23 protein-coding genes and 4 pseudogenes are annotated in these 21,655 nt (G+C 45.7%); 10 read left to right on the plus strand and 17 right to left on the minus strand.

The window, feature by feature from the left end; translation table 11 throughout:
- Nucleotides 1-30: 30 nt before the first annotated feature.
- Nucleotides 31-1,113, minus strand: coding sequence for an NnrS family protein (locus KT99_RS08570; RefSeq protein WP_083804827.1), 1,083 nt, complete (start codon nt 1,111-1,113; stop codon nt 31-33).
- Between the two features lie 244 nt (nt 1,114-1,357).
- Between KT99_RS08570 and norR the strand changes: the two genes are divergently transcribed.
- The 3 genes from norR (at nt 1,358) to KT99_RS08585 (ending at nt 3,770) form a co-directional block, all read left to right on the plus strand.
- Entirely contained in the window at nt 1,358-2,983 is a 1,626-nt protein-coding gene (gene norR, locus KT99_RS08575) for a nitric oxide reductase transcriptional regulator NorR (protein ID WP_005499011.1), read from the plus strand.
- Between the two features lie 64 nt (nt 2,984-3,047).
- On the plus strand, nt 3,048-3,365 hold the full coding sequence (locus tag KT99_RS08580) for a cupin domain-containing protein (protein ID WP_005499012.1): 318 nt from the start codon (nt 3,048-3,050) through the stop codon (nt 3,363-3,365).
- Nucleotides 3,366-3,395: 30 nt separating this feature from the next.
- Nucleotides 3,396-3,770, plus strand: a complete 375-nt coding sequence (locus KT99_RS08585; protein WP_005499013.1) for a PH domain-containing protein — start codon at nt 3,396-3,398, stop codon at nt 3,768-3,770.
- A 51-nt stretch (nt 3,771-3,821) separates the two neighbouring features.
- Here KT99_RS08585 and KT99_RS23275 read toward each other — a convergent pair whose 3' ends face one another.
- Together KT99_RS23275 and KT99_RS08590 are read right to left on the minus strand one after the other, a co-directional pair.
- Nucleotides 3,822-3,950, minus strand: a complete 129-nt coding sequence (locus KT99_RS23275; RefSeq protein ID WP_005499014.1) for a hypothetical protein — start codon at nt 3,948-3,950, stop codon at nt 3,822-3,824.
- 6 nt (nt 3,951-3,956) lie between these two features.
- Nucleotides 3,957-5,111, minus strand: a pseudogene (locus KT99_RS08590) (membrane dipeptidase).
- Between the two features lie 221 nt (nt 5,112-5,332).
- Between KT99_RS08590 and KT99_RS08595 the strand changes: the two are divergent.
- Together KT99_RS08595 and KT99_RS08600 are read left to right on the plus strand one after the other, a co-directional pair.
- Nucleotides 5,333-6,259, plus strand: a complete 927-nt coding sequence (locus KT99_RS08595; RefSeq protein WP_005499020.1) for a TAXI family TRAP transporter solute-binding subunit — start codon at nt 5,333-5,335, stop codon at nt 6,257-6,259.
- Nucleotides 6,260-6,603: 344 nt separating this feature from the next.
- Nucleotides 6,604-6,993, plus strand: a complete 390-nt coding sequence (locus KT99_RS08600; RefSeq protein ID WP_232504273.1) for a hypothetical protein — start codon at nt 6,604-6,606, stop codon at nt 6,991-6,993.
- Between the two features lie 682 nt (nt 6,994-7,675).
- On the opposite strand, the pseudogene KT99_RS22805 reads toward KT99_RS08600, so the two are convergent.
- The 3 genes and pseudogenes from KT99_RS22805 to KT99_RS08615 form a co-directional block, all read right to left on the minus strand.
- Nucleotides 7,676-8,717: pseudogene (locus KT99_RS22805) on the minus strand (transposase).
- Nucleotides 8,718-8,848: 131 nt separating this feature from the next.
- A complete protein-coding gene (locus KT99_RS08610; protein ID WP_005499029.1) occupies nt 8,849-9,118 on the minus strand; it encodes a Txe/YoeB family addiction module toxin in 270 nt (89 codons plus the stop codon).
- Entirely contained in the window at nt 9,099-9,371 is a 273-nt protein-coding gene (locus tag KT99_RS08615; protein WP_005499031.1) for a type II toxin-antitoxin system Phd/YefM family antitoxin, read from the minus strand. The genes KT99_RS08610 and KT99_RS08615 overlap by 20 nt, the downstream gene beginning before the upstream one ends.
- 83 nt (nt 9,372-9,454) lie before the next feature.
- On the opposite strand from KT99_RS08615, the gene KT99_RS21965 reads away from it, so the two are divergent.
- Complete coding sequence (locus KT99_RS21965; RefSeq protein WP_157752192.1) at nt 9,455-9,742, plus strand: hypothetical protein; 288 nt, start codon at nt 9,455-9,457, stop codon at nt 9,740-9,742.
- A gap of 199 nt (nt 9,743-9,941) precedes the next feature.
- Here the strand turns inward: KT99_RS21965 and KT99_RS21605 are convergent.
- Nucleotides 9,942-10,084, minus strand: a pseudogene (locus KT99_RS21605) (IS110 family transposase); the annotation flags it as partial.
- 235 nt (nt 10,085-10,319) lie between these two features.
- A pseudogene (locus KT99_RS20100) lies at nt 10,320-10,754 on the minus strand (aminotransferase class I/II-fold pyridoxal phosphate-dependent enzyme); the annotation flags it as partial.
- Between the two features lie 78 nt (nt 10,755-10,832).
- Between KT99_RS20100 and KT99_RS21970 the strand changes: the two are divergent.
- Nucleotides 10,833-10,988, plus strand: coding sequence for a hypothetical protein (locus KT99_RS21970; RefSeq protein ID WP_157752193.1), 156 nt, complete (start codon nt 10,833-10,835; stop codon nt 10,986-10,988).
- 88 nt (nt 10,989-11,076) lie between these two features.
- On the opposite strand, the gene KT99_RS08630 is transcribed toward KT99_RS21970, so the two are convergent.
- The 5 genes from KT99_RS08630 to yjjX form a co-directional block, all read right to left on the minus strand.
- Complete coding sequence (locus tag KT99_RS08630; protein ID WP_005499036.1) at nt 11,077-11,514, minus strand: SufE family protein; 438 nt, start codon at nt 11,512-11,514, stop codon at nt 11,077-11,079.
- 91 nt (nt 11,515-11,605) lie between these two features.
- Nucleotides 11,606-12,820, minus strand: a complete 1,215-nt coding sequence (locus tag KT99_RS08635) for a cysteine desulfurase (protein WP_005499038.1) — start codon at nt 12,818-12,820, stop codon at nt 11,606-11,608.
- Nucleotides 12,821-12,969: 149 nt separating this feature from the next.
- Nucleotides 12,970-13,107 carry a hypothetical protein gene (locus tag KT99_RS21975; protein WP_157752194.1) on the minus strand — a complete coding sequence of 46 codons (138 nt, stop codon included), beginning with the start codon at nt 13,105-13,107 and terminating at the stop codon, nt 12,970-12,972.
- 288 nt (nt 13,108-13,395) lie between these two features.
- A complete protein-coding gene (locus tag KT99_RS20705) occupies nt 13,396-14,370 on the minus strand; it encodes a bifunctional helix-turn-helix transcriptional regulator/GNAT family N-acetyltransferase (RefSeq protein ID WP_005499040.1) in 975 nt (324 codons plus the stop codon).
- 200 nt (nt 14,371-14,570) lie between these two features.
- Nucleotides 14,571-15,170, minus strand: coding sequence for an inosine/xanthosine triphosphatase (yjjX, locus tag KT99_RS08650; protein ID WP_005499042.1), 600 nt, complete (start codon nt 15,168-15,170; stop codon nt 14,571-14,573).
- Nucleotides 15,171-15,757: 587 nt separating this feature from the next.
- On the opposite strand from yjjX, the gene KT99_RS08655 reads away from it, so the two are divergent.
- Together KT99_RS08655 and KT99_RS22810 are read left to right on the plus strand one after the other, a co-directional pair.
- A complete protein-coding gene (locus tag KT99_RS08655; protein ID WP_040571774.1) occupies nt 15,758-17,050 on the plus strand; it encodes an HAAAP family serine/threonine permease in 1,293 nt (430 codons plus the stop codon).
- Between the two features lie 54 nt (nt 17,051-17,104).
- Complete coding sequence (locus tag KT99_RS22810) at nt 17,105-17,437, plus strand: serine dehydratase beta chain (RefSeq protein WP_005499047.1); 333 nt, start codon at nt 17,105-17,107, stop codon at nt 17,435-17,437.
- A 105-nt stretch (nt 17,438-17,542) separates the two neighbouring features.
- On the opposite strand, the gene KT99_RS08665 is transcribed toward KT99_RS22810, so the two are convergent.
- On the minus strand, nt 17,543-17,986 hold the full coding sequence (locus KT99_RS08665; RefSeq protein WP_040571789.1) for a GNAT family N-acetyltransferase: 444 nt from the start codon (nt 17,984-17,986) through the stop codon (nt 17,543-17,545).
- A gap of 411 nt (nt 17,987-18,397) precedes the next feature.
- Here KT99_RS08665 and KT99_RS22280 point away from each other — a divergent pair, with 411 nt between their 5' ends.
- The gene (locus tag KT99_RS22280) at nt 18,398-18,715 is read left to right on the plus strand and encodes a DUF4234 domain-containing protein (RefSeq protein WP_005499051.1); all 318 of its coding nucleotides are present in this window, start codon (nt 18,398-18,400) and stop codon (nt 18,713-18,715) included.
- A 139-nt stretch (nt 18,716-18,854) separates the two neighbouring features.
- On the opposite strand, the gene KT99_RS08675 is transcribed toward KT99_RS22280, so the two are convergent.
- From KT99_RS08675 to KT99_RS08685, 3 genes are all read right to left on the minus strand, one after another.
- A complete protein-coding gene (locus tag KT99_RS08675) occupies nt 18,855-19,268 on the minus strand; it encodes an META domain-containing protein (protein ID WP_005499053.1) in 414 nt (137 codons plus the stop codon).
- 166 nt (nt 19,269-19,434) lie between these two features.
- The gene (locus KT99_RS08680) at nt 19,435-20,379 is read right to left on the minus strand and encodes a GGDEF domain-containing protein (protein ID WP_005499063.1); all 945 of its coding nucleotides are present in this window, start codon (nt 20,377-20,379) and stop codon (nt 19,435-19,437) included.
- A 135-nt stretch (nt 20,380-20,514) separates the two neighbouring features.
- Nucleotides 20,515-21,486, minus strand: a complete 972-nt coding sequence (locus KT99_RS08685; protein WP_005499066.1) for a GGDEF domain-containing protein — start codon at nt 21,484-21,486, stop codon at nt 20,515-20,517.
- Between the last annotated feature and the right edge of the window lie 169 nt (nt 21,487-21,655).

A 21,655-nucleotide genomic window follows, 5' to 3' on the forward strand; every position in this document is an offset into this window, starting at 1 on the left:
GGCTGTAACACGGTTTGATAATCTGGATCCTTAGTGTCTGGCGCTAAACAAGATAGGCGTGTAGTGCCACAGAAACAGGCTGAAAGCGATGATCCAAGACGCGGCGGCTATGTCCCAACCCAAACTTGCTTGTTGAAACAGGGGCAGAATGAAACGAGCCAGAGCGCCAAATAAAATCAGCGCGAAGGCGATATTCAATGAGGCGTGTGGCTCGAGTGCGCGGCCCGTATGACCCAGAGACACTCTGGCTATCATGGCGAGTATTATGCCGCCTATGGTACCTATCGTTATCAGGTGCAGTGCATCGGCGAAGCGTATGGCGTCGGTCAAATAGCTTGCGCCTAACAGTAGCAGACCTAGGCCCAGGGCTAAGTAACTGGCATGCAGTGACCAGAGTAAGGGTACCTTGCGTGTGGATATGGGATCCCAGCAATATAAACGCCGCAGATGTAAGATTCCAGCGGCGATAAGCGGCGCTGCCGGTGTGAATGGCAGGGCGATAAAGTGGCCACTAAAGAACACAAATACCCCGAGTAAAGTCACAATTGGCAGTAACTTGTCGACTAATGGCGTGGCCTTAACCTGAGCTCCATCGGCGCCTCGTTCGGTGAAGAAGGGGATAACGCGTCCGCCGACGATACCAACCAGTAAACCAAACATGAGTATGGCACTGCGGGACAGGTGCAGGGCGAGTGCGGTATCGCCGAAGATATCTGCCAACAGGAAAGCTAAGTTCAGCAGCATCATGGCGGACAATAGGGGGATAAACGGATAATTGCGGCGACTCTTAGCGCGAATGACCATATAGGCCAGATAGCCGATGGATACCAGCCACCATAGAGCCAGCAGTTGCAGGTTAACGGAATTGCTTAAGAGTAACACGCGAACGGCTAACCAGATGCCGGTGAGCAGGAGTAAAACCAGGCCGTTGAAGCTACGGATCTTGGTCCAGGTCTGCGCCGCCGTTAACAGAAATCCCACGGCTATGGTGGCGCCGAAACCAAAAAGCATTTCATGAATATGCCAGATCAGTGGACTGATCCCTTCAGCGCTAAAAGGCGAGACCTTGCCATGGCGGAACTCCTTAAATCTGAATCTGTGTTTGAGCCAGATAGTTAGTTCAAGTAACTTACACCGAACATATTATGTGTTTAACACTGCTAATCTCGTGCCAAGTATTTAAAGTGTTCTTTTACAATGATTTGATTAATTAGCTAAATCTTAATGAGTCATATCGACTCGATTGTTTGGAGTCAATATGACTCTTGTGATGCGTTTTTTTGTGTTGGCATGCTATGGTCACTGTATACTTCATATGACTCGGCTCGTTTGAGCAGACAAGAGAGCGGCAATTTTTATGACCATGATAGATATCTCTTCGACGGCCCTGATAGAGCTGGCCCTGGATTTGACCAACAGTTTGACCACCAAAGATCGCTTCGATCGTCTACTCAGTACCGTGCGTCGTACCGTGAGCTGTGATGCAGTGGTCTTGTTGCACGTCCAAGGCGAGAGGCTAAAGCCTTTAGCCCAACAGGGACTAAGCAAAGACAGCCTGGGGCGGCGCTTCGATATTCAGGCTCATCCCAGGTTCGAGATTATCTGTGGCTCATCGACTCCGGTGCGCTTCGCCGCCGACTGCGTGCTTCCCGACCCCTACGACGGCATGCTGTTAGCTCATACTGGTGATCTTCCTGTTCATGCCTGCATGGGTCTGCCACTGCTGGCCGATGACCAGCTTATCGGGGTGTTGACCTTAGATAGCATGACGCCTGAAGTGTTCGATGAATTACCTGAACGTACCTTAGACATCATCTCCGCCATGTCGGCTGCTACCCTAAAGACAGCGATTTTACTGCAAGAGCTGGAGAGTCATTCCCAGAACAGTCAGGAGCTGGTTGCCGAGTTGACTAATGAAGCTTTGGTTAAGGATGGTGGCGAGCTGATTGGCGATAGCCCGGTGATGTTAAAGCTTAAGCGAGAGATCGACATGGTGGCGGTTTCAGGTTTTTCGATTCTTATTGAAGGCGAAACCGGCGTGGGTAAGGAGCTGGTGGCCAGAACCTTACATAGGCAGTCGGCGCGATCAGAAGGGCCCCTCGTCTATGTTAACTGCGCTGCACTACCGGAAAACTTGATCGAGAGTGAGTTGTTCGGTCACGTTAAAGGGGCATTTACCGGTGCCGATAGGAATCGTAGCGGTAAATTCAGCCTGGCCGATGGCGGCACGATTTTTCTCGATGAGATTGGTGAGCTTCCCTTAGGTGTACAGAGCAAGTTACTGCGGGTACTGCAGAGCCAGGAGATCCAGGTAGTGGGCAAAGATGCCACCGAGCAGGTCAATGTGCGCATCTTAGCGGCGACCAACAGGAAGCTTAAGCTGGAGGTGAGTGAGGGGCGGTTCAGGGCCGACCTGTACCACAGGCTAAGTGTTTATCCCATCTCAGTGCCAGCTCTTAGAGAGAGGGAAGGGGATGTGACTATGCTGGCGGGGTATTTTATCGAACAGATCCGGCGTAAATTGGGGATCCGTCAGCTGACAATCGATGCCTCGGCCATCAGCATACTCAATCGTTATGATTGGCCGGGCAATGTCCGTGAGTTGGAGCACGTGATAGGTCGTGCGGCTCTCAGGGCTAAAGGACGTGGAAACCAGGCTATCGTGAGAATAGGTATCAGGCATATCGAGCAACTGGTGGATTCGGTGGCAAGCTCCCAGGATAATTTGTCACCTTCAGCCTCGAATGGGTTAAATGCCGATCTGTTAACATCAGGTCTTGTGGTGGAGAAGGGGGCGAGTATAGGCCTTAAGCTGGAAACGGAAACGTTTCAGCGTCAGCTTATTACCCGAGTCTTGAGTCAGGAATCAGGAAATTGGTCGGCTGCGGCGAAACGCCTGCAAACAGACAGAGCCAACCTGAGCCGGTTAGCGAAGAGGTTAGGGATCAGCGTGACCAAAGCTGTCACCCTCAGTACGAATTAATCCACAGTGGTTAAACCGTCGTTGTTAAAGTAAGAGATAGCATAAATACGTGAGGAGAGTGTCTATGGAAAAGAGCAATATTTTCGACAAAATACCAGCGGATCTGACTCTAGAGTCCTTCGAGCAGATTGGTGGTAATGACAAAATACTTATCGAGAGGATAGTCTCTAAGGCTCATGTGACTCCCGAAGGCCAGTGGTACGATCAAGACCGTAGCGAATGGGTGATGGTATTAAAGGGGGAAGCCAAGTTGCAATTTGAGCAAGGTGAGCTGGTGCATATGAAGGCGGGTGATCATGTCGATATTGCCGCCCACTGCAAGCATAGGGTCGCCTGGACCAGTACCGAGACTGAAACTCTATGGCTGACGGTGCATTACTGATTATAATGAATACTTTTTAAGGAGGAAGAAATGGGATTATTAGATTCATTGCTGGGCAACGCTTCGGAAGTTAACCTTGAAGAACTTGCCGACGAGCTAGGTCCAATCTTGGCTGACAACGAAGAACTGCACTTAGCTTATAAGCTGATCCGTGACATGTTTGTGTTTACCAATAAACGTCTCATCCTTATCGATAAGCAGGGATTGACCGGCAAGAAGGTCAGCTATCATTCCATCCCCTATAAGGCCATCACGCATTTTGAGGTGGAAACTGCGGGTCGCTTCGATATGGACTCTGAGCTGAAACTGTGGATCTCGGGTCAAGACCAGCCACTAGTCAAAGAGCTCAAGAAGGGCACCGATGTGATCGGTATTCAGAAGACCATAGCGAACTTCATGTTATAAACTTGTCGTTATAAATAGCGTTAAGCTTCGAGACTCGAGCTTAACACTGCTTTACCAAGAGGAAGAGCTGACAGAACAAATATCGATAATAATGTCATAAACCATGATGCCAACATTGGCGTTTTTCTCATAATTAGGCTTGGCATGTTCGAAGCCATAGGAGGTCACTGTCTTATCCATGAGAGTTTAACCTAGGACCTCTTTTAGTACTCTCTGCCAGTTACCACCCATGATATTATCTCGGTCACTGCCACTAAAACCAGACTTGGCCAAGGCAGAATCTATGCGATCCATACGCTGAATATGATTGAGTTCGGGGATCACCACATGCACAGGTTCAATGTCGTAACCCAGTACATTCTTGGCCCGCAAGCTATGCCACCAATCAAGATACTGTTTTACACCTTCGGAGTTATCGTTATCGAGCTTAAGCAGCTTCTTCTGGCCAATGAGTGGATAGTCATTGGCGATGGCAACGCTATCTATGCCGCCCACATTAGCCACATGTTTCAGGTGAGCAATATAGTGCTTTGTGGTGGGTATCTTGTCGTTAGTCAGCCAGAAACTCATCATAAATACCCCAAACAGGCCGCCGGTATCTGCGATAGCCTTAATGACCTCATCGGGTGAACAGCGAGCGTGATTGACGATGGCGCGCACGGCGCCGTGACTCTGAACGATTGGGGCGTTAGAGGCTTTGGCCGTGTCCAATGCCGATTGCGGACTGGAATGACTGACATCGACCAAGATGCGTTTATCGTTAAGCTTGGCGATTAACTGTTTGCCCGCTTGGGTTAGTGGCTTATTGAGTCCTTGAACGCCATCATTATCTAAAGCACCGCCGCTAAATTTATTGCCATAGTGATGAGTGAGTTGCAGTGCTCGCAGCCCTTTAGCATAAAACTCATCGACCTGATTCAGGTTTGAGCCGATACTGTCCTCGACACAATCGGCGCCCTGAATTTGGAAGAATACCGCAGTCTTACCTGTGGCATGTGCTTCTTGGATATCGGCACTGGTGTTACCTAAGATAAGCTTGTCAGGATTATCATTCACTCGCGTGAGAGCTTCCGAGATGCTCTTCATGCACGCCTAGTAAGTGCGTTTATAGTTGGTGGTGCCGTCGGGCTGCTTAATGGCCTCAATATCTGAGATATCACACAGGTAAGCATCTATGCCTGAGGATTTCAGATCGTTTAAGTCATCGGGCAGAAAACATAAGCCATCCATATAAAGGCGTTTCCCTTGAGTGGCAAGGGCCGAGAAACTGCCAAGTTGGCAAAGTACGCCGCCAGCGGCAATGGCTTTAATCAGTTGTCGTCGTTTAATCGCTAGTTTCATATTCATCCTGAGGCACGCTGTGAATGCGTGCATTTATTATTCTTATAACTGTTCATATTAACCCATAGCCTAAGACTATTCGAAATCTTGACTTTAACTCGGCCTTAAGTGACTATCGATGCCAAGTTGAAGCGTAAATGCACTAATAATTAACAGGTTTCTGACTAATAGTTAATGACCGAACAAGCAATGAATGTATCAAATTAATCAAGGGGAAGGCTATGTTTTATCGCGCGCTTACACTCGCTTTACTGCTCATTTTACCTTCGGCAGTACAAGCTGAAAATTACTCCATCGGTACCGGCGGTCAAAGCGGTATCTATTATCCATTCGGTGGTGCGCTAGCCAAGGTGTGGTCTGACAAGGTCCCAGACGTTAATGTCAAAGCGGAAGTGACCGCGGCATCGGTTGAAAACACCATCAAGGTCGTTCGCGGTGACATGATTGCCGGTATTGCCATGGGCAATGTCGTTCTCGATGCCTATAACGGCGAAGGCAAGTTCCGCAGTAAAATGCCAGTTAAGACCTTGTTTGCGCTTTATCCAAACCTGGTACATACCTTGGCATTGGAAAAATCCGGGATTAAATCTTTAGCCGATCTTAAGGGAAAACGTATTTCCTTAGGTGCGCCGGCAAGTGGTACTGCGGTAACGGCAGCCGCCTTGTTGGCCTCTGTTGGTATCGATGTGAAGCAAGATATCGATGCGGTTTACTTAAACTACGGCGAGACCACCAATGCGTTAGCCAATGGTCAGATTGATGCCGGCTTCATCGTTGGTGGCCAAGGTGTAGGCGCCGTGACTCAGATTTCGCTGACTCACAAGGTCAATATTATTCCAGTATCGGATGCCGAGAGCGCGGCTTTCATCGAGAAAAACCCAGCCTATAGCCAGTACACCATACCTGCCGATGTGTACAACAATGTGGGGGCTGTATCTACCTTGAGTGTGTGGAACGTCATCGTCGTTAGCGCCAAGATGAGTGATGAGATGGCTTACAATCTGACTAAGTCTGCGTTTGAGAACATGGATGATGTGCGTAAGGTGGTGAAAGTTGCCGAAGCGACAACGCCTGAAAATGCCCATCGATTGGCTGGAGTCCCCTTGCATCCAGGGGCACAGAAGTATCTGGACTCATTGGTTAAGTAAACACAATGAAATGAATGCAAGGGTAACCTAAGTGGTTGCCTTTGTGTTTTCAGTTTACCCCTTATATTTTCTATTAATGCCTCCTATTGATGTCTCTTTGTTAGACAGGATACGAATCACCTCGGCGTTAATAGATTGAGGACATGATATGACCCAAACTAATAATAGCAAATTAGGTCATGATGAACCTGTACTCGAAGACACTAAAGCTATTCATCGCTCAGTGACCCTAGATACATCTCTGCCTTATGAGTCAATGTTCAAGGTATTCGGTTATATCATTCTACCCATCTCGGTGGCCTGCGGCCCACCTCATCATCTTCTGGCTGTCCCAGACCTCAAATGTGACGCCACCAATTGCATTAGCCGCCTTTGCCGCGGCCGGTGTGGCTAACGCTAACCCGATGAAATCTTCGGTGGAGGCCTTTAAGCTCGCTGGTGGCCTGTTTATCATCCCGATCATGATGGCCTATACGGATCTGGTAAGCCCTGAGGCGAGTGCATTGGAGTTTGGTTTTGCCATTGCCCAGACCGCGGCAATCATAGTGGCTTTAGCGATATCCATCGAAGGATATCTATTGCGGGCACTGTCTAAAATGGAGCGGGTCATCGCGCTGATGATGGCCCCCTTGATCTTGTTCAATCCCTTCGGCGCCGGATTTGTCGGAATATTAGTGATTATAGGCTTGATAATTGTGCAGTGGAAAACGCGGGATCTGCTTGGGGTAAGGTAACTGGCGAGATAATGATGTGCCCTAAGATAAGGTGTTCTCGGTCAATCGCGGCATAGCTAAAGGCAGTGAAGCGCTATGGTTTAGCCTGGAGAATAAGCTATCGGATGCGGTGGATACAGGCCTGCTTAAATAGGCCTGTGTCTATAGCTTTAGCTTCGACAGCTTTGGCTTAGATAGTATTAGGCTAGGCCGAAAGCCTTATAAATCTAAAAGGATTCGTTAATGGGAGAGAATATGGCTCGAAGAGTGCTCATCTTTGGTAATTCAGGCTCGGCAATGTCACTGAGTTAATCTTCATGAAATTGCCTGTCGACCTCTGTATCGAGAATGCTAAGCAACGTCCCTGGGAGCCACACAAGTACCCTTCAAAGCAGGCCCAAGATGTAGTTTATCCATGCTTATCGAATGGATAGCCCAATACGTTCTAAGAGATGACACCTTTTCGAGACTGGCCCATGAAGACTTTTATTCTGCATTTCAGGGAAAGAAGACCAGTTATATCAGTAATCTAAACTCTATGATAAACAGCCGAGACATGCATTGTTAGTGATGCGATAAAACATGCCGGTGCTGTCTTTTGCTTGCCAAGCGTTTAGCTAGTTCTGAGGGCATAGTTCAACTAGATCTCGATAGTCTGGTCTGGCAACCCTATTTGTTGACGGATGCCTGAATATGAGTGAGCTTATTGTGATGGATGGAGTGCATTGCTGCTGGCTTTACCTTTACACCATTGTCCACAGTTATGCTGTTTTTTGAAAGCACACATAGCATCCCAACGATCACTAATACCACTGTATTGGCGGCGAAACTCTTTCGCTGAGGTGACCCAGACCTCGGGTGCAATGCCAAGTTCATTGAGTAATTTAGGTTGGCTTGAGTCAACAAACCCTTTCTTATCAAGCCTAATGGCCCTGCCAGTCCAATCAATAAGTTGTAAATAATCACAGAAATGAAATACCTGATTGAGCCGCTGGATGGGCAGTACCATCGAATTGGGCAAGTGGTTTGAGTGGATCGCTCGAGGTTGATGCTGATTTATCATCATTTGGTTTAGTGTTTTTATCCGAGGTACTTAGCTCGGTAATGCGCTCCTGAATAGACGTATAATCAGATGCTTGAAGTGTGTTAGCAATCCCAGCTCTGATAGGGTTTAAATCAACATACATCATGCATGCTAGCAGTGCTTGTTCATCGAGTAAGGCTTGGCTCTTAAAACGACCCTCCCAGAAAGCGCCTTTACACCCATCTTCTCGATTGGCTCGGCGGGCAATGTCTTCATTGAGGCACCTCAACTCCTCATTAAATCAAGTGCAAGAGATACTAGATAGGCGTTCATGCCACTCAGCCAATAACCCATCGAGGAGTAACCGCTCACCCTCGATTAAGGTGTCGCCATTCATGTATTTAGTCGCTACATCATGTCCTTTAGTCACCTTACACCAAAGCTCAATTATCTCGCGATTAGACAACGAATTCGTTCTATCAAGGTCCATTTTCAGCACGAGATGATAGTGATTATTCATCACCGCATAGGCACAGACATCGATACAAAAGATAGCAGACAGAGCCTTAATTTTATCGACAATCCAGCCGCGTCTATGCTCGAAACTTTTTCCTGTCAGTTTATCCTCACCGCAGAGGAAAGCCCTTCTAACACAACGATTTATTATGTGGTAAAACGGAGTCGATTCTGGGTCGATTAGTGTACGTCGAGCTGAAGTCATAGTCGCTATTCTGAACAAACTGAGTTGAGGTAACTTAAAGGTTAGTAGAGGATGTTCTAAAGCACAAAAGATATGGCTGTCCCGTCTTTTGCCGTCTTTTGTCTTTTTCTTTTGCTACCACGATTATTTATCTAATGTTGGTCGTAATGTCCGCCTATTGCAAAAATATAGATATATTCATCATCAAACTTATAAAGTAATCTGTCTTTTGGGGAAATGCGTTTAGACCATAATCCAGATAAATTATGCTTTAAGGGCTCTGGTTTACCTAGCCCACTAGTGGGATCTGAACGCATCATTTCCTTCAATAATTCACACAACGCCTTATGAAGCTTTTTATCTTTTTCTCTGAGTTGTTCGTAAACAATCCAAGTATTACCTTCAAAGACTAGTGATCTCATTTAACTGCTCTTTTGTTGGTTTGTAGCCTTTATTATTTTTATGAGTGTTCATAGACTCGACAATTTGTTTCATTAAATTACTGCTTTGCAACACATGTATGGTTTCTTGTTCTCTTTCCCAATCATCTGCACTCATCACAATAAAGTCATCTCCAGCGCGTCGGGTAACTTTTATAGGTTCATGTTCACTAACAGTTTGTTCAACGTATGCTTTTAAGTTGTCCCTAAACTGGTTTACGCTTATGCTGTTCATCGTCATCTCGCTATTTACGTACGGTGTTGTCGTACATTGTAGTGTAAAAAATATAACAAGTCACTTAAAAGGACAAATAACAGTTGGTTTTTGCTCCTTCGTCGCTAATTTTAACCAACTATTTTTCGCCTGTTATTTGGGCGTTGACAGGGTCCGGAGATGTAAATCGAAAACATTATTTAAAGCGTTATGTGCCAAGGATTGGTTCAGGTTTGCGTAAATATCATCTAATTTTCTTAGTTATCATTTCTTTGTTTGGATGCGAACAAAAATCAGAAATCACGTCGAAGCAGGTGAAAGCTGAAATTGTTCAGGCATTACAAGTAGGAGATGATGCCAAAGCTATCGAAAGCTATCGAAAGCTACCTTAACTCCAAAAATATCCTTTTTACTTATGATAAATATGCGAATAGGTATCAGGGGATAATTCGAGATCAAGACTCAGATTTTCATGCGATTACTATTTATATAGTATTGGATAATCAGAAGAAATATGTCAAAGTCGAAGTTAATGATAGTTACACTAGTCTGTAAAGCACATAACAAACGACTATGGCGTCAATCACTAATTTAAGCTTTTGGCGTTTCCCACAAAACACCATCTCTCAATATTGAGTTGAGTGTCACCACCATCTTTCTCACACTGGCAATTATTGCCACTTTTGAGATTTCCCCGTCGCAACTATTCGCTGATAAGTCTTTTTAAAGCTGGGGGGGGGGCAGACATCATTGCAACTTGCTCTAACAGAAAGGTAAAATCGTTCTTACTTGATGCCTGCGCCTTGTATTTTCCTCATCCCGCTCGAAGCGTCCGTAACTTGTTACAAAGCACATAGTTTTTCGGCGGCTTGCTGTAATGCCTTATCCTCTTTGGCAAAGCATAAGCGAATGGCTCTATCACCGGGGGCAGTTTGGTAAAACACGCTCAGTGGGATTGTAGCTACGCCAACCTCCGGCCAGTTCAATGGCGGGTTTATAGGAATCATAGGCCGGATCGAAGATTATTATTTCGTCTCCTGGGTGGGTGATGGTCTGTATTGTGACAAACAATGCTTCGGTCGCTCCCGAAGTCACCGTTATCGTATCGTTTGGGTTTACATCTATGCCGTATTGGCGCCCGATGAGGGAGGCAATTTGAGTCTGTAGTGGTGCAAGTCCAGAGGAGGGAGCGTACTGATTAAAACCTTGATTGCAGTATTTGGCCAGGCCTTGCTTTAATCGTTTAGGGGCATCAAACTCTGGGAAGCCTTGAGAGAGGTTAATGGCATTGTATTGGTTTGCCAGCCCCCATGTGTCAGGAAGTGATACTCTTCGAACGAGAGGCTGGGTGAATATGGCAAGCCATAAGCTCATGAACGAGAAACATGGAAGCTGAACTGGCATTTGTATATGGACATATTTTGCCGAACTGGCCGTTAAACATGGACGTTGTTGGAAACCGCAGAGCCCACAGGACCAAAAATGTTCCCTACATTTTTTGGCATTCCCGCCATCCATGGCAGTCAGATGTGCTTGCGGCGAGTCGCAGAAGTGTTTGCACTTAAGGTCGTTCATTCACATCCATGTGATCACGACATTGGTGCATCTTGCACGGCACCGCCGCAGGCTATTGATTAGATTGAAGCCTAAATACCTAAATAACTCAACAAAATGCCAATAAAGCCAACTTAAGAAGATATTTGAAACTTGTTATCCAACAAGTCAGTCAGACTGATGTTTTAATTGCCTTAGCCAAGGCAAACAAACCATTGGTGCGTGAGGGGCTGAGCTGTCCGGTTAAGCCTAATCGGTCGAAGTAGGCCTCTATATCGAACGCTGCTATCTCGTCTGCGCTCTTGCCGTGACAGGCGGTCAGCAATAACGCGACCAGGCCTTTGACTATGCGGGCGTCGCTGTCGGCGAGAAAATAGTGCTTGCCGTCTATTTCACTATGATAGAGCCAGGCATTACTCTCGCAGCCCCTGACCAGGGCCTGCTCCACACGAAACTCATCTTCGAGTTTAGGTAAGGTCTTGCCTAGGAGCATTATCTGACGATAGCGCTCCTGCCAGTTGTTGGCATTGTCGAATCTAGGCAATATCTCACCGCTATCGAACTTAAGGGCTAAAAATGTCTCTGTGGCGGGCTGTATGGCTGAGCTCATAAAATTGACCTGAATTAGTGACCTTGAATGATGTTTAAATAACTTGCTAGAACTTAGAACTTAGAACTTAGAACTTAGAACTTTTATATCGTTAGTCTAACAACATCTCTTTTACCGATGTTAGCGCCTCTATGAAGCGATCGATATCTTCTTTACTGGTATAGACGCCGATGGATGCACGGCAGCAGCCCTTGATCGCTAAGCTCTGCATCAGGGGCATGGCGCAGTGGTGGCCACAGCGGACGGCGATCCCTTGTTGATCCAGTAATATCCCCACATCCTGATGATGTTCGTCGGCCAAGTTAAAGGCGACGGCGCCGATATTATTTTCGTGGGCACCATAGAGCTTAATGTTACCTAAATCTGTTAACTGAGTTTGCAGGTAAGTCAGCAGTTGCTGCTCCCGTTGGGCCGTCTCAGCTTTAGGTAGATTTTGTATAAATTCGATGGCTGCACCAAGCCCAATCACTTCGGCTATGGGCGGTGTGCCGGCCTCGAGTCTGTTGGGTAAGATATTAAATTCGGTGGTATCGAAACTGACGGTCTTGATCATCTCGCCGCCAGTCATCATAGGCTCGAGCTTATCGAGAATATCGAAATGGCCATAGAGCACTCCTATCCCCGTTGGGCCATACATCTTGTGGCCGGAGAACACATAGAAATCACAATCTATCGCCTGTACATCTACTTCCAGATGGGCGACAGCCTGAGCTCCGTCGACTAAGGTGATGGCACCGGCGGCCTTGGCTTTAGCGACTAAATGATTAACGGGATTAAGTGTGCCCAGTGCGTTGGAGACATGGCATAGAGCGACGATGGCAGGCTTTTGTTTGAGGAGTGCTTTATAGGCTTGTTCATCGAGTCGGCAATCCTCTGTCAGCGGGATGGGCTTGATGATGGCGCCGCTGCGCTTAGCGAGTTCTTGCCAGGGGACGATATTGGCATGATGGGCAGCCGTGTCTATTAAGATGATATCGCCAGCTTGTATTTGATTCATCAGGCCATGGGCGACCATATTTATCGATTCAGTGGTGCCGTGGGTGAAGATTATTTCTTCGCGGCGACGGGCCTTGATAAAGCCTTTTAGCTGATCGCGCACCGCCTCATATTGAGAGGTGGCTCTGGATGAGAGTTGGTGAGCGGCCCGGTGAACATTGGCGTTATCTTTATGATAATACTGAGTCATGGCATCTATGACACACTTGGGTTTCTGGCTGGTCGCTGCCGTGTCCAGATAACACAGAGGGTATCCCTCTAAGGTCTGCTCGAGTGTAGGGAATTGAGCACGCAGTTGGGGAAAGTCCATTGTTCGGATCCGCTAGTTCATCGGGTAAAAAGGCTGTTAGATCTTCGGAGATTTAGGCGACTAATGCAAGTGGCTTTTTAGTTGGATTATCTGCATGGCTTACTTGCTCATCTTGGTTGCATTTTTTAGCAATCTTTTCAGACCATCTTTTAGCTAACGGCTATGGCAATATTACTGTACTGGATCTTTCTGCGGCGGCGCTGGCCAAAGCTCAAAACAGGCTGGGCGAGCAGGCGTCGAATGTGATTGAGGCCCAATACCCCCATCATGGCTATGATGTCTGGCATGATAGGGCTGTGTTTCTCTTTGCTCGGTCATGAGAAAGAGTCTCATCAAACCCCAGGTGGCAGCGAACAGCATTTCGTCTACTGCTTCTGTAGAAAGTTAGTCTAGTTTCTAGCTATCATTCGAAGCTAACAAGCTTTCAGAGGAAAGACTAGGGAAAAGATAGACGGCTGCGCCTGATTATCTGAATGGCAAGCCTTTCTCTTGCCAATAGCCCAAAGGGCGTCGTCTTAGCTTTTCAGCGAAGCATCAATTTGCCCCAAGTCATCGTCTTGACTATGCGGCGATTTCTATAGTTTTAACAACATAGGCATCTCGCAGGCATCGTGTCCCGTGTCGCCAAGATGAGAGTCCAGATGTTTGAATCCGATAGACTCATACAGTTTGACCGCTTCATTGAGATCCGCCGTGGTTTCCAAGTAGCAGGAGTGAAATCCTTGCTCGCGGGCAAAGTCGAGCGCCAGATAAGCCAGGCGTTTAGCAAACCCTTTTCCTCTAAGCGCTTGGCTGAAGTACATCTTCTGCAGTTCACTTACTCGCTCTTGCTTTGCTGCGGGCTGATCTAGTGTGTTCATGACTGCTGTATTTATGCTTAAAGGCGCAATCCCTCCTCCACCCAAGATTTCACCCTCTTTTTCTATGACCCAATAGCAGGCATCACTTGCTTGGTATTGTTCGCTAAGACTGTCTAAGGTGGGATCCGCTACGGCATAACCCTTATCTGAGGTGAGGCCATATTCAGCTGAGACCGTGCGTATCACTGCGGCCATAGGGGCGTTATCTTCTGGGGTCATCACCCTAAGTGTATATTCCTGCTGCATCCTGGAGCGTTGGATGGCCTTGTTATATAGGGTCATTGCGGTCTCAATCTGCTGGGTTTCGGAGCAAGATAACTGGGATAAAATTTCATTGAAGATGATATTTTGCTGATGGTCTAACTTTTGTAATAATTTTCGCCCTTGAGGAGTCAGGTGAGCCAGTAGGCTGCGGCTGTCTCTGGGATTACTCTTGGTATGAGCAAATCGCTTCTCAACCAGATGACTGATGGCACGACTGGCGTTGGATTTATCAATATTTAGGATTTGTGCCAATTTTTTAATCGATATGGCACCCTGGCTGACTTCGATAAGCGCATGAGCCTGAACAGGAGATAGAGGAAGGTCGCCACAGGCAGAGTTAAGCATGCCAAGTTGTCGCACAATATGGCGAGATACTGTTCTGAGTGTAGAACCTTGTTGATTGCTTGGTTTATTATCTTCTGTCATACCATGTTCCTGCAATTTATTTTGTCTGAATCGACATTGGTTATTTTGGTCAGAAATAACGTTTCTTCATCCAAAGCTGACTGCTGGCATTGGATGTGTGGGGTTGCGAGTTACATCTAATTTATGGGTATATTAAGCAAGTTGCAAGTAATTGCTAATGAAAGTCGCTTGCTTGCATTAAAATAGGATTGGAACGGATATTAATCGAGATAAAGCTCAGGATTTAGCATGGGGGCCATGGCTAAGATTAATGCCTGAGTATAGACACTCTCTCTGGTGGCATGTCCTTGGGTCAATAGACCAATTGCCCCACCTTTTTGCTTGATGTTGTTAGTGTTGAATAGTTTGTCCATCACATCTCCTAGCTCCTCACCGGCAACCAGTGACTCATAGATAGATTGAGAGATGGGGAGTTGTGCGCTACGCCCAACGGATAGTTGCTTCTGGGTGGCAACCACAGTATAGGCAAAAGTGGCTGGCCCGTATTCGAAATTATCGACGCCGCCCTCCATTGCGATAAAGAGTTCGGCAACTGACTCGCCATCAGCTTGCTGCGCCGCCGTAGCGGAAAATTCTCGGCAATATTTAACTCGGTTTATGGCGCCTTCGCGGGTTTCAACATCTGTCATGGGTTGGTCTGGTACGCCTGACGGGGCGTGCATACCAGTACATTCAATATCAATATCCGGAAACAGTTGGCAGATAGCGATTTTGGCTGCGTTTACTTTCACCGGGTTTTTAGAGCCGACTAATACTCTGATCTTCTTTAATTTAGTTATCTGTAGCATTTTCTTATTCATTCCAATCAACCTGGGGGGATTATACCAAATTTACTGCTGCTTTATTACGGGCGGTGAGCCTTGAGTTAGTTGGTGGGGATGTATCTCGGCTTATCTAATTTGGCTTAGAAAAACTGATAGTAGATCCAGGTCGAATTCTGGTTTTTATCGAATGTATAGTGGATCACGTTTTATTTTTGGATTGAGCCAGTGATAAAGACTGTGATCTCGCTCATGTTTCATAAGGTTTGTGCGGCGCCGCTTAACAGACCTGCTATTATTTGCGACTCACCTCACCTTGCCGCCTCCTCGAATAAATTTTCCAATATCACCAATAGGCAATATATGTGCCTCAAGTGTTAAATTTAGGTTCGTTTTGGTTGCGGCCGTGAGGTCGAAATAAAGATTTAGCCCATGATAATTTAGACATAGCTCCCATTATGAACTTGTTCTGAAATTTGATGATAAAACTCCGTTCCAGATCAATTATTCAGGGCTTGACTTCTATACTCTGGCCTTGAAATTTATAGCTGCTTCCCTTTGAAAATGGTTTTAGGTGGAGTGGTTTCTGGAAACCAAAGGTGTAGAACACCTCAAAGGTAATGTTTATGCAGCAAGAAGCGACCGTCTCTCCAGTCAATGGAGCCGGAACCCAAGTAAACCCAACCGCCAGTCAGAGCTGGACAGGTAAAGATACCACTTGGATGTTGAGTCTGTTCGGTACAGCCGTTGGTGCTGGTATCCTTTTTCTCCCAATAAATGCAGGTATGGGCGGTTTCTGGCCGCTGGTGATGATGGCCTTGGTTATCGGTCCTATGACCTATCTAGCTCATCGTGGCTTGTCACGTTTTGTCTGCGCTTCTGAGAAGCCGGGCAGTGACATTACCGATGTGGTGGAAGAGTTTTTTGGTGTCGGTGCTGGTAAGGCGATCACCTTGCTCTATTTTTGCGCCATCTTTCCGATTGTATTGATCTATGGCGTGGGGATTACCAATACCGTAGACAGTTTCATCGTTAATCAACTGGATATGGCATCGCCTCCACGTTGGATGTTATCGGGCTTGCTTATCATTGCCATGATGTCTGTGATGATATCCGGTGAGAAGTTAATGCTCAAGGTGACTCAGTTCCTAGTTTATCCTTTGGTGGGTATTTTAGTCTTTATGTCCCTGTACCTGATTCCAAGCTGGAAAATGGACGCCTTAACCCAGGTTCCGTCAGTGGGGGACTTCCTGGGGACCGTATGGTTAACGATTCCGGTATTGGTTTTTGCCTTTAACCACTCTCCTGCAATTTCTCAGTTCTCAGTGGCGCTCAAACGTGAACATGGTAAAGATGCATCGAAGAAAGCCGATGTAATTCTGCGTAACACCAGTATGATGTTAGTCGGTTTCGTCATGTTGTTCGTGTTCTCTTGTGTTCTCTCTTTGAGTCCGGAACAACTTGCCGAGTCTAAGGCGCAAAACTTACCGATTCTTTCTTATCTGGCTAACATTCACTCAAGCGGCTTCGTCAGCTACTTCGGTCCTATCATAGCTGTGATAGCCATCGTTTCTTCATTCTTCGGTCACTACATGGGTGCGACAGAAGGCATGAAAGGCATCATCACTAAGCAGTTACGTAGCAGCAATAAGCAAGTTTCAGACAAGAAAGTAGATAAGTTTATCCTTGTGTTCATGTTCGTCAGCATCTGGGGCGTGGCCATCATCAACCCAAGTATCTTAGGCATGATTGAGGCGCTTGGTGGTCCAATCATAGCCGCGATTCTTTATCTGATGCCTATGTATGCTATCTACAAGGTACCGGCACTCAAGGCCTACCGTGGCCGAATTAGCAATATCTTCGTTGTTATTGCGGGTCTGCTGGCAATGACTGCCATTCTGTTCGGTATGTTGTCTTAAGTTCTCCGTTTTCATCTCTTTATAACGTTCGGTTATTCGGGTCAGTCTCAAATTTTGGGACTGACCCTCCTCATTTCACCTGCCACTATCAGTGAGATTGAGCAGAGCTGTAGTCTCTTGTTAGGTACAGAGGCCCACAGGGGCGATTTCTCGCAAGATGCCGTCACCTTCCATAAGTATGCATTGAAACTCCATGAGAACGGCATGTCGATTCATGCCTGGGTTAAAGATAACTGTATCTTTAGTAAGACCTACTATTCAACCGGTGGTGGCTCTATCGTCGATGAAGAGCACTTAGGTTTAACGGGGGCTAGCCCCTCAGGTGTGCATTGTCGCGAAACTAGCCAAGGTGGTTTAGCCATCAAGGTAACGAGTATCTGCGCTTAAAAGATAGTTGCTTGTTTCTTCGCTTATTCTCGTTTTCTCGCAGCGAAGCGCTCTAGCAGGGAACTCGTTCCCGCGAACGTCCTCGAAGCGCAGCGTTCGTTCTCGCTATTTCTCTTCGTACATTAGATAATAACTCTGCTCCATCCCCAGTGCTTGATAGGTTTGTTGCGCCTTGGTATTTTCTTGCTCTACGTAGAGTCTGAAACTTGCAGCGCCACCATTCTCTGCTGCTATGTTCTTAACCTGTTGGTATAGCTTGCCATAGATACCCTGGCGGCGATTCTCCGGACGGATATAGACACTCTGGATCCAGTAGTAATTTAGCGCGCGCCAATCGCTCCATTCGAATGTCACCATCAGAGAACCCACTATCTCGCCATCGGCTTCGGCGACCAGATAGAAGCCTTTTTCTGGCTCCGAGAGTAAGGCGTTGACGCCTTTTGTCAGTAGAGCTTCATCCAGTGATAGGTTTTCGGTTTCCAATGCCATCGCTTGGTTGAATCGAACCAGTGCCGCCAGATCCGATTGCTGGCCTTTTCTTAATTGCATACTGGGTTGTACATTTGATTTCACACTTGAATGCATGGTGGTCTAGCTCCATTTTTTGCAGATACTCTAGCATGTCTCCGAGCTTAATTTGACGAATCATGTACGAATTTTTATTCGATTAAAGTCCCTAGGGTTTGTTAAGTGTTTTTGCAGCAATATAGCTAGCTTATGTAGAATAACTAGACTGAACGAGTTCTACCCTTTACTGCAAAATAACCATGAAAGGTCAATTGCCCTAACTCTGCTAGACTTTTACTATTGGCTCAAGAGAAGTCGACTCAAGAGAAAGAGGCGCCTATGGCATCAGTCCAGCATAAATATCGCGTTCATCGCTTAGCGGTTAAGCCCTGTTCCCATTGTTATGTGAGAGTCAGAAGCAGAGGTGAGAACTTACACTCATTGTTTAGGCGAATGGCGGCTAATCAAGATAGACTCATTACGGGAGAAGGGACTGATATTCACCGTGCTGATGTTAAACTGGCTAGGCTTGAGCCGACAAATCTCGAGAAACACAAGCTGATTCACTTGGTTCTTACCCTAATTACTTTCGGTGCCTGGGGGCTTGTCTGGTGGTGGTTAATCTTAAAATCTGAAGGGAAAACGGATCAACTTTTTCGTGGATTTGATGATGCTTATTGGAGTTATCTCATAGAGCGGGAGCAGCCTCCTGCATCACTTCATAAAATGAAAGTCGCTCAAGAGACAGAGACTGGACATTTCGATGCCTGATCTAGATGGCTTAATCTAGGTGGTTTAATCAACATCAGTTAGTGACACATAACCAAAAACCGCCATGAGGCGGTTTTTTACATTATTCATTTTGCTTTTATTTATTTTTTTCCTGTCACAGCTAGCCGATAAAATGGTATTAGAGCTTACTCAATACAAATTGAGTTTTCCCATTGGCGTCTTTCAATACCAGCTGACTTTTGACTATTTGACCCGAAATGACCCTGGGCATAGCGGTCATGACTCTTTGCTCCTGATCCATCAATGCATCGACACAGGCTTTCATCGTGCTCCCTTCTGGGGAAAGTGTGATCGATGACCCTTGCAGTGAATATTCACCAAAGAAGCTGTTACAACTGTTATTACCACTCAGTTTGCCTTCTGGGCTAAAGATGAGTTGAGCCGGACTGTAATCGATGACAGGATGACCTGCGATTACTTCTATATGCCAGGTTCCAGTTAGTTCTATTTCCAGAAACTCAGGCTCTGCAGTGCTTTGGCAGGCGGATAATGCGAAGAATGTGGTGGCGATCAAAAAAGATTTTACAGACATGACTAGGATCCCAATAAATTTATGCTTATATTGTGGCAAGTTTAGAACAAGATAAACAGCGAAAACTCGATATGAGGGCTTAAAGTGTAATGAAAGCTTTAAAAATATTAGATTGGATAGCTTACTGATGTTTCTTAGTGGCATGGAGATAATAATCAGACTAGCGCTATTTTGTTGTTTTTTTCCGTTCGAGTTGATTCAGCTTTAGACTCTTTATGGCCTGCTGCTGCATAGGGACAAGGCTGATTTGAATATCTGGGGTGAAGTAACTCTGCCCTATGGCTAAGTTTAAATTCTGGCCTTCTTTGGCGAACTGTTTCTTCAGTCTTAATACCAGTGAGTCTAGGTTTGATTCATTGTCGATGAAACAAAGAATAATAAATTGGTTATGACTTATTCTTGCCGAAACATCCGCCTCTCTTAAACTGTTATGGATTATCCTAGCGATTATGCGCAGCCTCTGCGCATTCGATTCTGTTTGTCCTTCTGTCAACTCATCGAAAAGTGCTTCGACTAAGATTATCCCCGCGTGAGAGCCAAAACGTCGACTTAGACTCAATTGTCTTGGTGCCATCAGGTTAAAACCATATTGATTAAGCATGCAGGTCTGTTCGTCTTGTACCGATAGCATCTGTACTTTTATCATCAAGAATAGATGTTTAAGTTCCGCCTGAATTAAAGATTTAGTGGTTTCTATCAGAGGGGCGAGATGTTCTTGAAATCTATTCTGCTCAGGATCACAGATCAATATACAGCTAAAGAGCTCACCATCTGGCCAGTAAATTAATTGACATATCACCTGTTGAAACTGAGACAGAGCAGAATTAAACTCATTGCCTTTTACATGAAATTGGCCATAACCACTCTGAGATTCAACCAGCTTTAATAATCCAGCATCGAAAAATGTTGTCCCCCCATTAAGCTTGTAATCTTGGCTCTGCTGAGCGCAAACAACTTGAAAACTATTATCGGCTAATTGCAATATCAGGCTAGCTTGTGAATGATAGAAACTGGTCAAGAGATCCATTTGTTGCTGCCATCTGGGCAAGCTGATCGCTGGATGATCTTGTTCTCTTAGCCAGAGTTGGTGATAATTGCTTTGGGCTAGCATGAGACTTCTCTCTTAGTTATTTTATCTGTACTAAAATCACTTTTATCATATGAATAGCAATTAAATGAGTATGGGTTTACATCAGGAATTAGGCCTGAGAAGGAAATCGTCAAGCCTATCTGTAGAGTGTATTTTTCAGATCGTTGCGGAGTCTTTTAGTTTGGCTTCTTGAACTGCTAACTTAAGTTGTTCAGATTTTAGTCCTTTTTTGGATTTTTCAAGCATGGGGGCGAGTTTAAGTACCGAATCTGGTGTGAAATAATTATAACTTGAATCGATTTTAAGTTGATCGTTTTGTTGAAAAATCAGCTTGTCGACTCGCTGACCTATATGGAGAATATCCCTCTCTGAATCGACAAATACCAGCACGACAAACTGATGGTCACTGTAATGGGCTGCAATATCGGCCGTTCTTATTGTATCCTGAATGATACGGCCTAATAATCTATGATGCTTTTCTTCTATATGCTCTATGGTGTGAACCGAGTAAAGTTCAAAGAAGATGATGCCAGCATGGGCGCCGAAACGTCGCCCTAAACTAAGCTGTCTCGGTGCCATCATGATAAAACCATATTGGTTCAACATGCCGGTCTCTCGATCACGCATGGATAAAGATTCTATTCGTTGAGTTTGGCAGTAAAGAGTCAGCTCTTGTTGAAGCAATATCTGGAAAGGTTCCAACATAAATGAGTTCGATACTGAAGTGGATGCTTTGGCATTCAACACACAGATACAGCCGAAATGTGTGCCATCTGGCCAGAGAATTGGGCGAGTTAATAAGGTTTTGGCTTGATCGAACTCTTCATGTAGATCGACGTGATTATGATTGGTTAAATCGATATTTAAACCATCGGGTAGCGAGCGCACTAGGCGCTGGAAAACTTTATGATCTCTATCGAAGCTAGTACCGGTAGTAAACTGTCTGGACTGGCTAATAGAGCTAACGATAACTTCAAAGTTGCTCCCGGTTTCTTGGATGATAAATACCACATTGGCTGCATAATAACGTTTCATCAATTCGCACTGGTGCATCCAGCGAACTAAGTTCAGCTGGGTATTATCACTTTTAAGTAAACTAATACTGGTATCGACATTTTCGGGGAGCATGGGAACCTAGACAAAGTCATCACGTTATTTGGTTAATTGTGGTAGCCAGAACGTTATTATGCAAATGGATGGGAGTTTAGGCATTTTCCGAGAGCGGATAATTAGCCTAGGACTATGGGGTATTAGTATATAATCATGGCTAACTTGTTTATTCATCATTAAAAGGTCA

Source organism: Shewanella benthica KT99 (assembly GCF_000172075.1).
In the GTDB taxonomy this organism is placed as follows: domain Bacteria; phylum Pseudomonadota; class Gammaproteobacteria; order Enterobacterales; family Shewanellaceae; genus Shewanella; species Shewanella benthica_A.

Bases quoted from the DNA above. Each gene is read 5' to 3' on its own strand.
- KT99_RS08580 (WP_005499012.1), top strand. From the start codon at position 3,048: ATGGAAAAGAGCAATATTTTCGACAAAATACCAGCGGATCTGACTCTA.
- KT99_RS08610 (WP_005499029.1), bottom strand. From the start codon at position 9,118: ATGAGATCACTAGTCTTTGAAGGTAATACTTGGATTGTTTACGAACAA.
- KT99_RS08630 (WP_005499036.1), bottom strand. From the start codon at position 11,514: ATGAGCTCAGCCATACAGCCCGCCACAGAGACATTTTTAGCCCTTAAG.
- KT99_RS21975 (WP_157752194.1), bottom strand. From the start codon at position 13,107: ATGCCAGACATCATAGCCATGATGGGGGTATTGGGCCTCAATCACATT.
- KT99_RS21970 (WP_157752193.1), top strand. From the start codon at position 10,833: ATGTTCCCTACATTTTTTGGCATTCCCGCCATCCATGGCAGTCAGATG.
- KT99_RS08685 (WP_005499066.1), bottom strand. From the start codon at position 21,486: ATGCTCCCCGAAAATGTCGATACCAGTATTAGTTTACTTAAAAGTGAT.
- KT99_RS08680 (WP_005499063.1), bottom strand. From the start codon at position 20,379: ATGCTAGCCCAAAGCAATTATCACCAACTCTGGCTAAGAGAACAAGAT.
- KT99_RS08665 (WP_040571789.1), bottom strand. From the start codon at position 17,986: ATGCAATTAAGAAAAGGCCAGCAATCGGATCTGGCGGCACTGGTTCGA.
- KT99_RS08585 (WP_005499013.1), top strand. From the start codon at position 3,396: ATGGGATTATTAGATTCATTGCTGGGCAACGCTTCGGAAGTTAACCTT.
- KT99_RS08595 (WP_005499020.1), top strand. From the start codon at position 5,333: ATGTTTTATCGCGCGCTTACACTCGCTTTACTGCTCATTTTACCTTCG.
- KT99_RS08635 (WP_005499038.1), bottom strand. From the start codon at position 12,820: ATGGACTTTCCCCAACTGCGTGCTCAATTCCCTACACTCGAGCAGACC.
- KT99_RS08675 (WP_005499053.1), bottom strand. From the start codon at position 19,268: ATGTCTGTAAAATCTTTTTTGATCGCCACCACATTCTTCGCATTATCC.
- KT99_RS08655 (WP_040571774.1), top strand. From the start codon at position 15,758: ATGCAGCAAGAAGCGACCGTCTCTCCAGTCAATGGAGCCGGAACCCAA.
- KT99_RS20705 (WP_005499040.1), bottom strand. From the start codon at position 14,370: ATGACAGAAGATAATAAACCAAGCAATCAACAAGGTTCTACACTCAGA.
- KT99_RS23275 (WP_005499014.1), bottom strand. From the start codon at position 3,950: ATGGATAAGACAGTGACCTCCTATGGCTTCGAACATGCCAAGCCTAAT.
- KT99_RS08615 (WP_005499031.1), bottom strand. From the start codon at position 9,371: ATGAACAGCATAAGCGTAAACCAGTTTAGGGACAACTTAAAAGCATAC.
- yjjX (WP_005499042.1), bottom strand. From the start codon at position 15,170: ATGAATAAGAAAATGCTACAGATAACTAAATTAAAGAAGATCAGAGTA.
- KT99_RS22280 (WP_005499051.1), top strand. From the start codon at position 18,398: ATGGCGGCTAATCAAGATAGACTCATTACGGGAGAAGGGACTGATATT.
- norR (WP_005499011.1), top strand. From the start codon at position 1,358: ATGACCATGATAGATATCTCTTCGACGGCCCTGATAGAGCTGGCCCTG.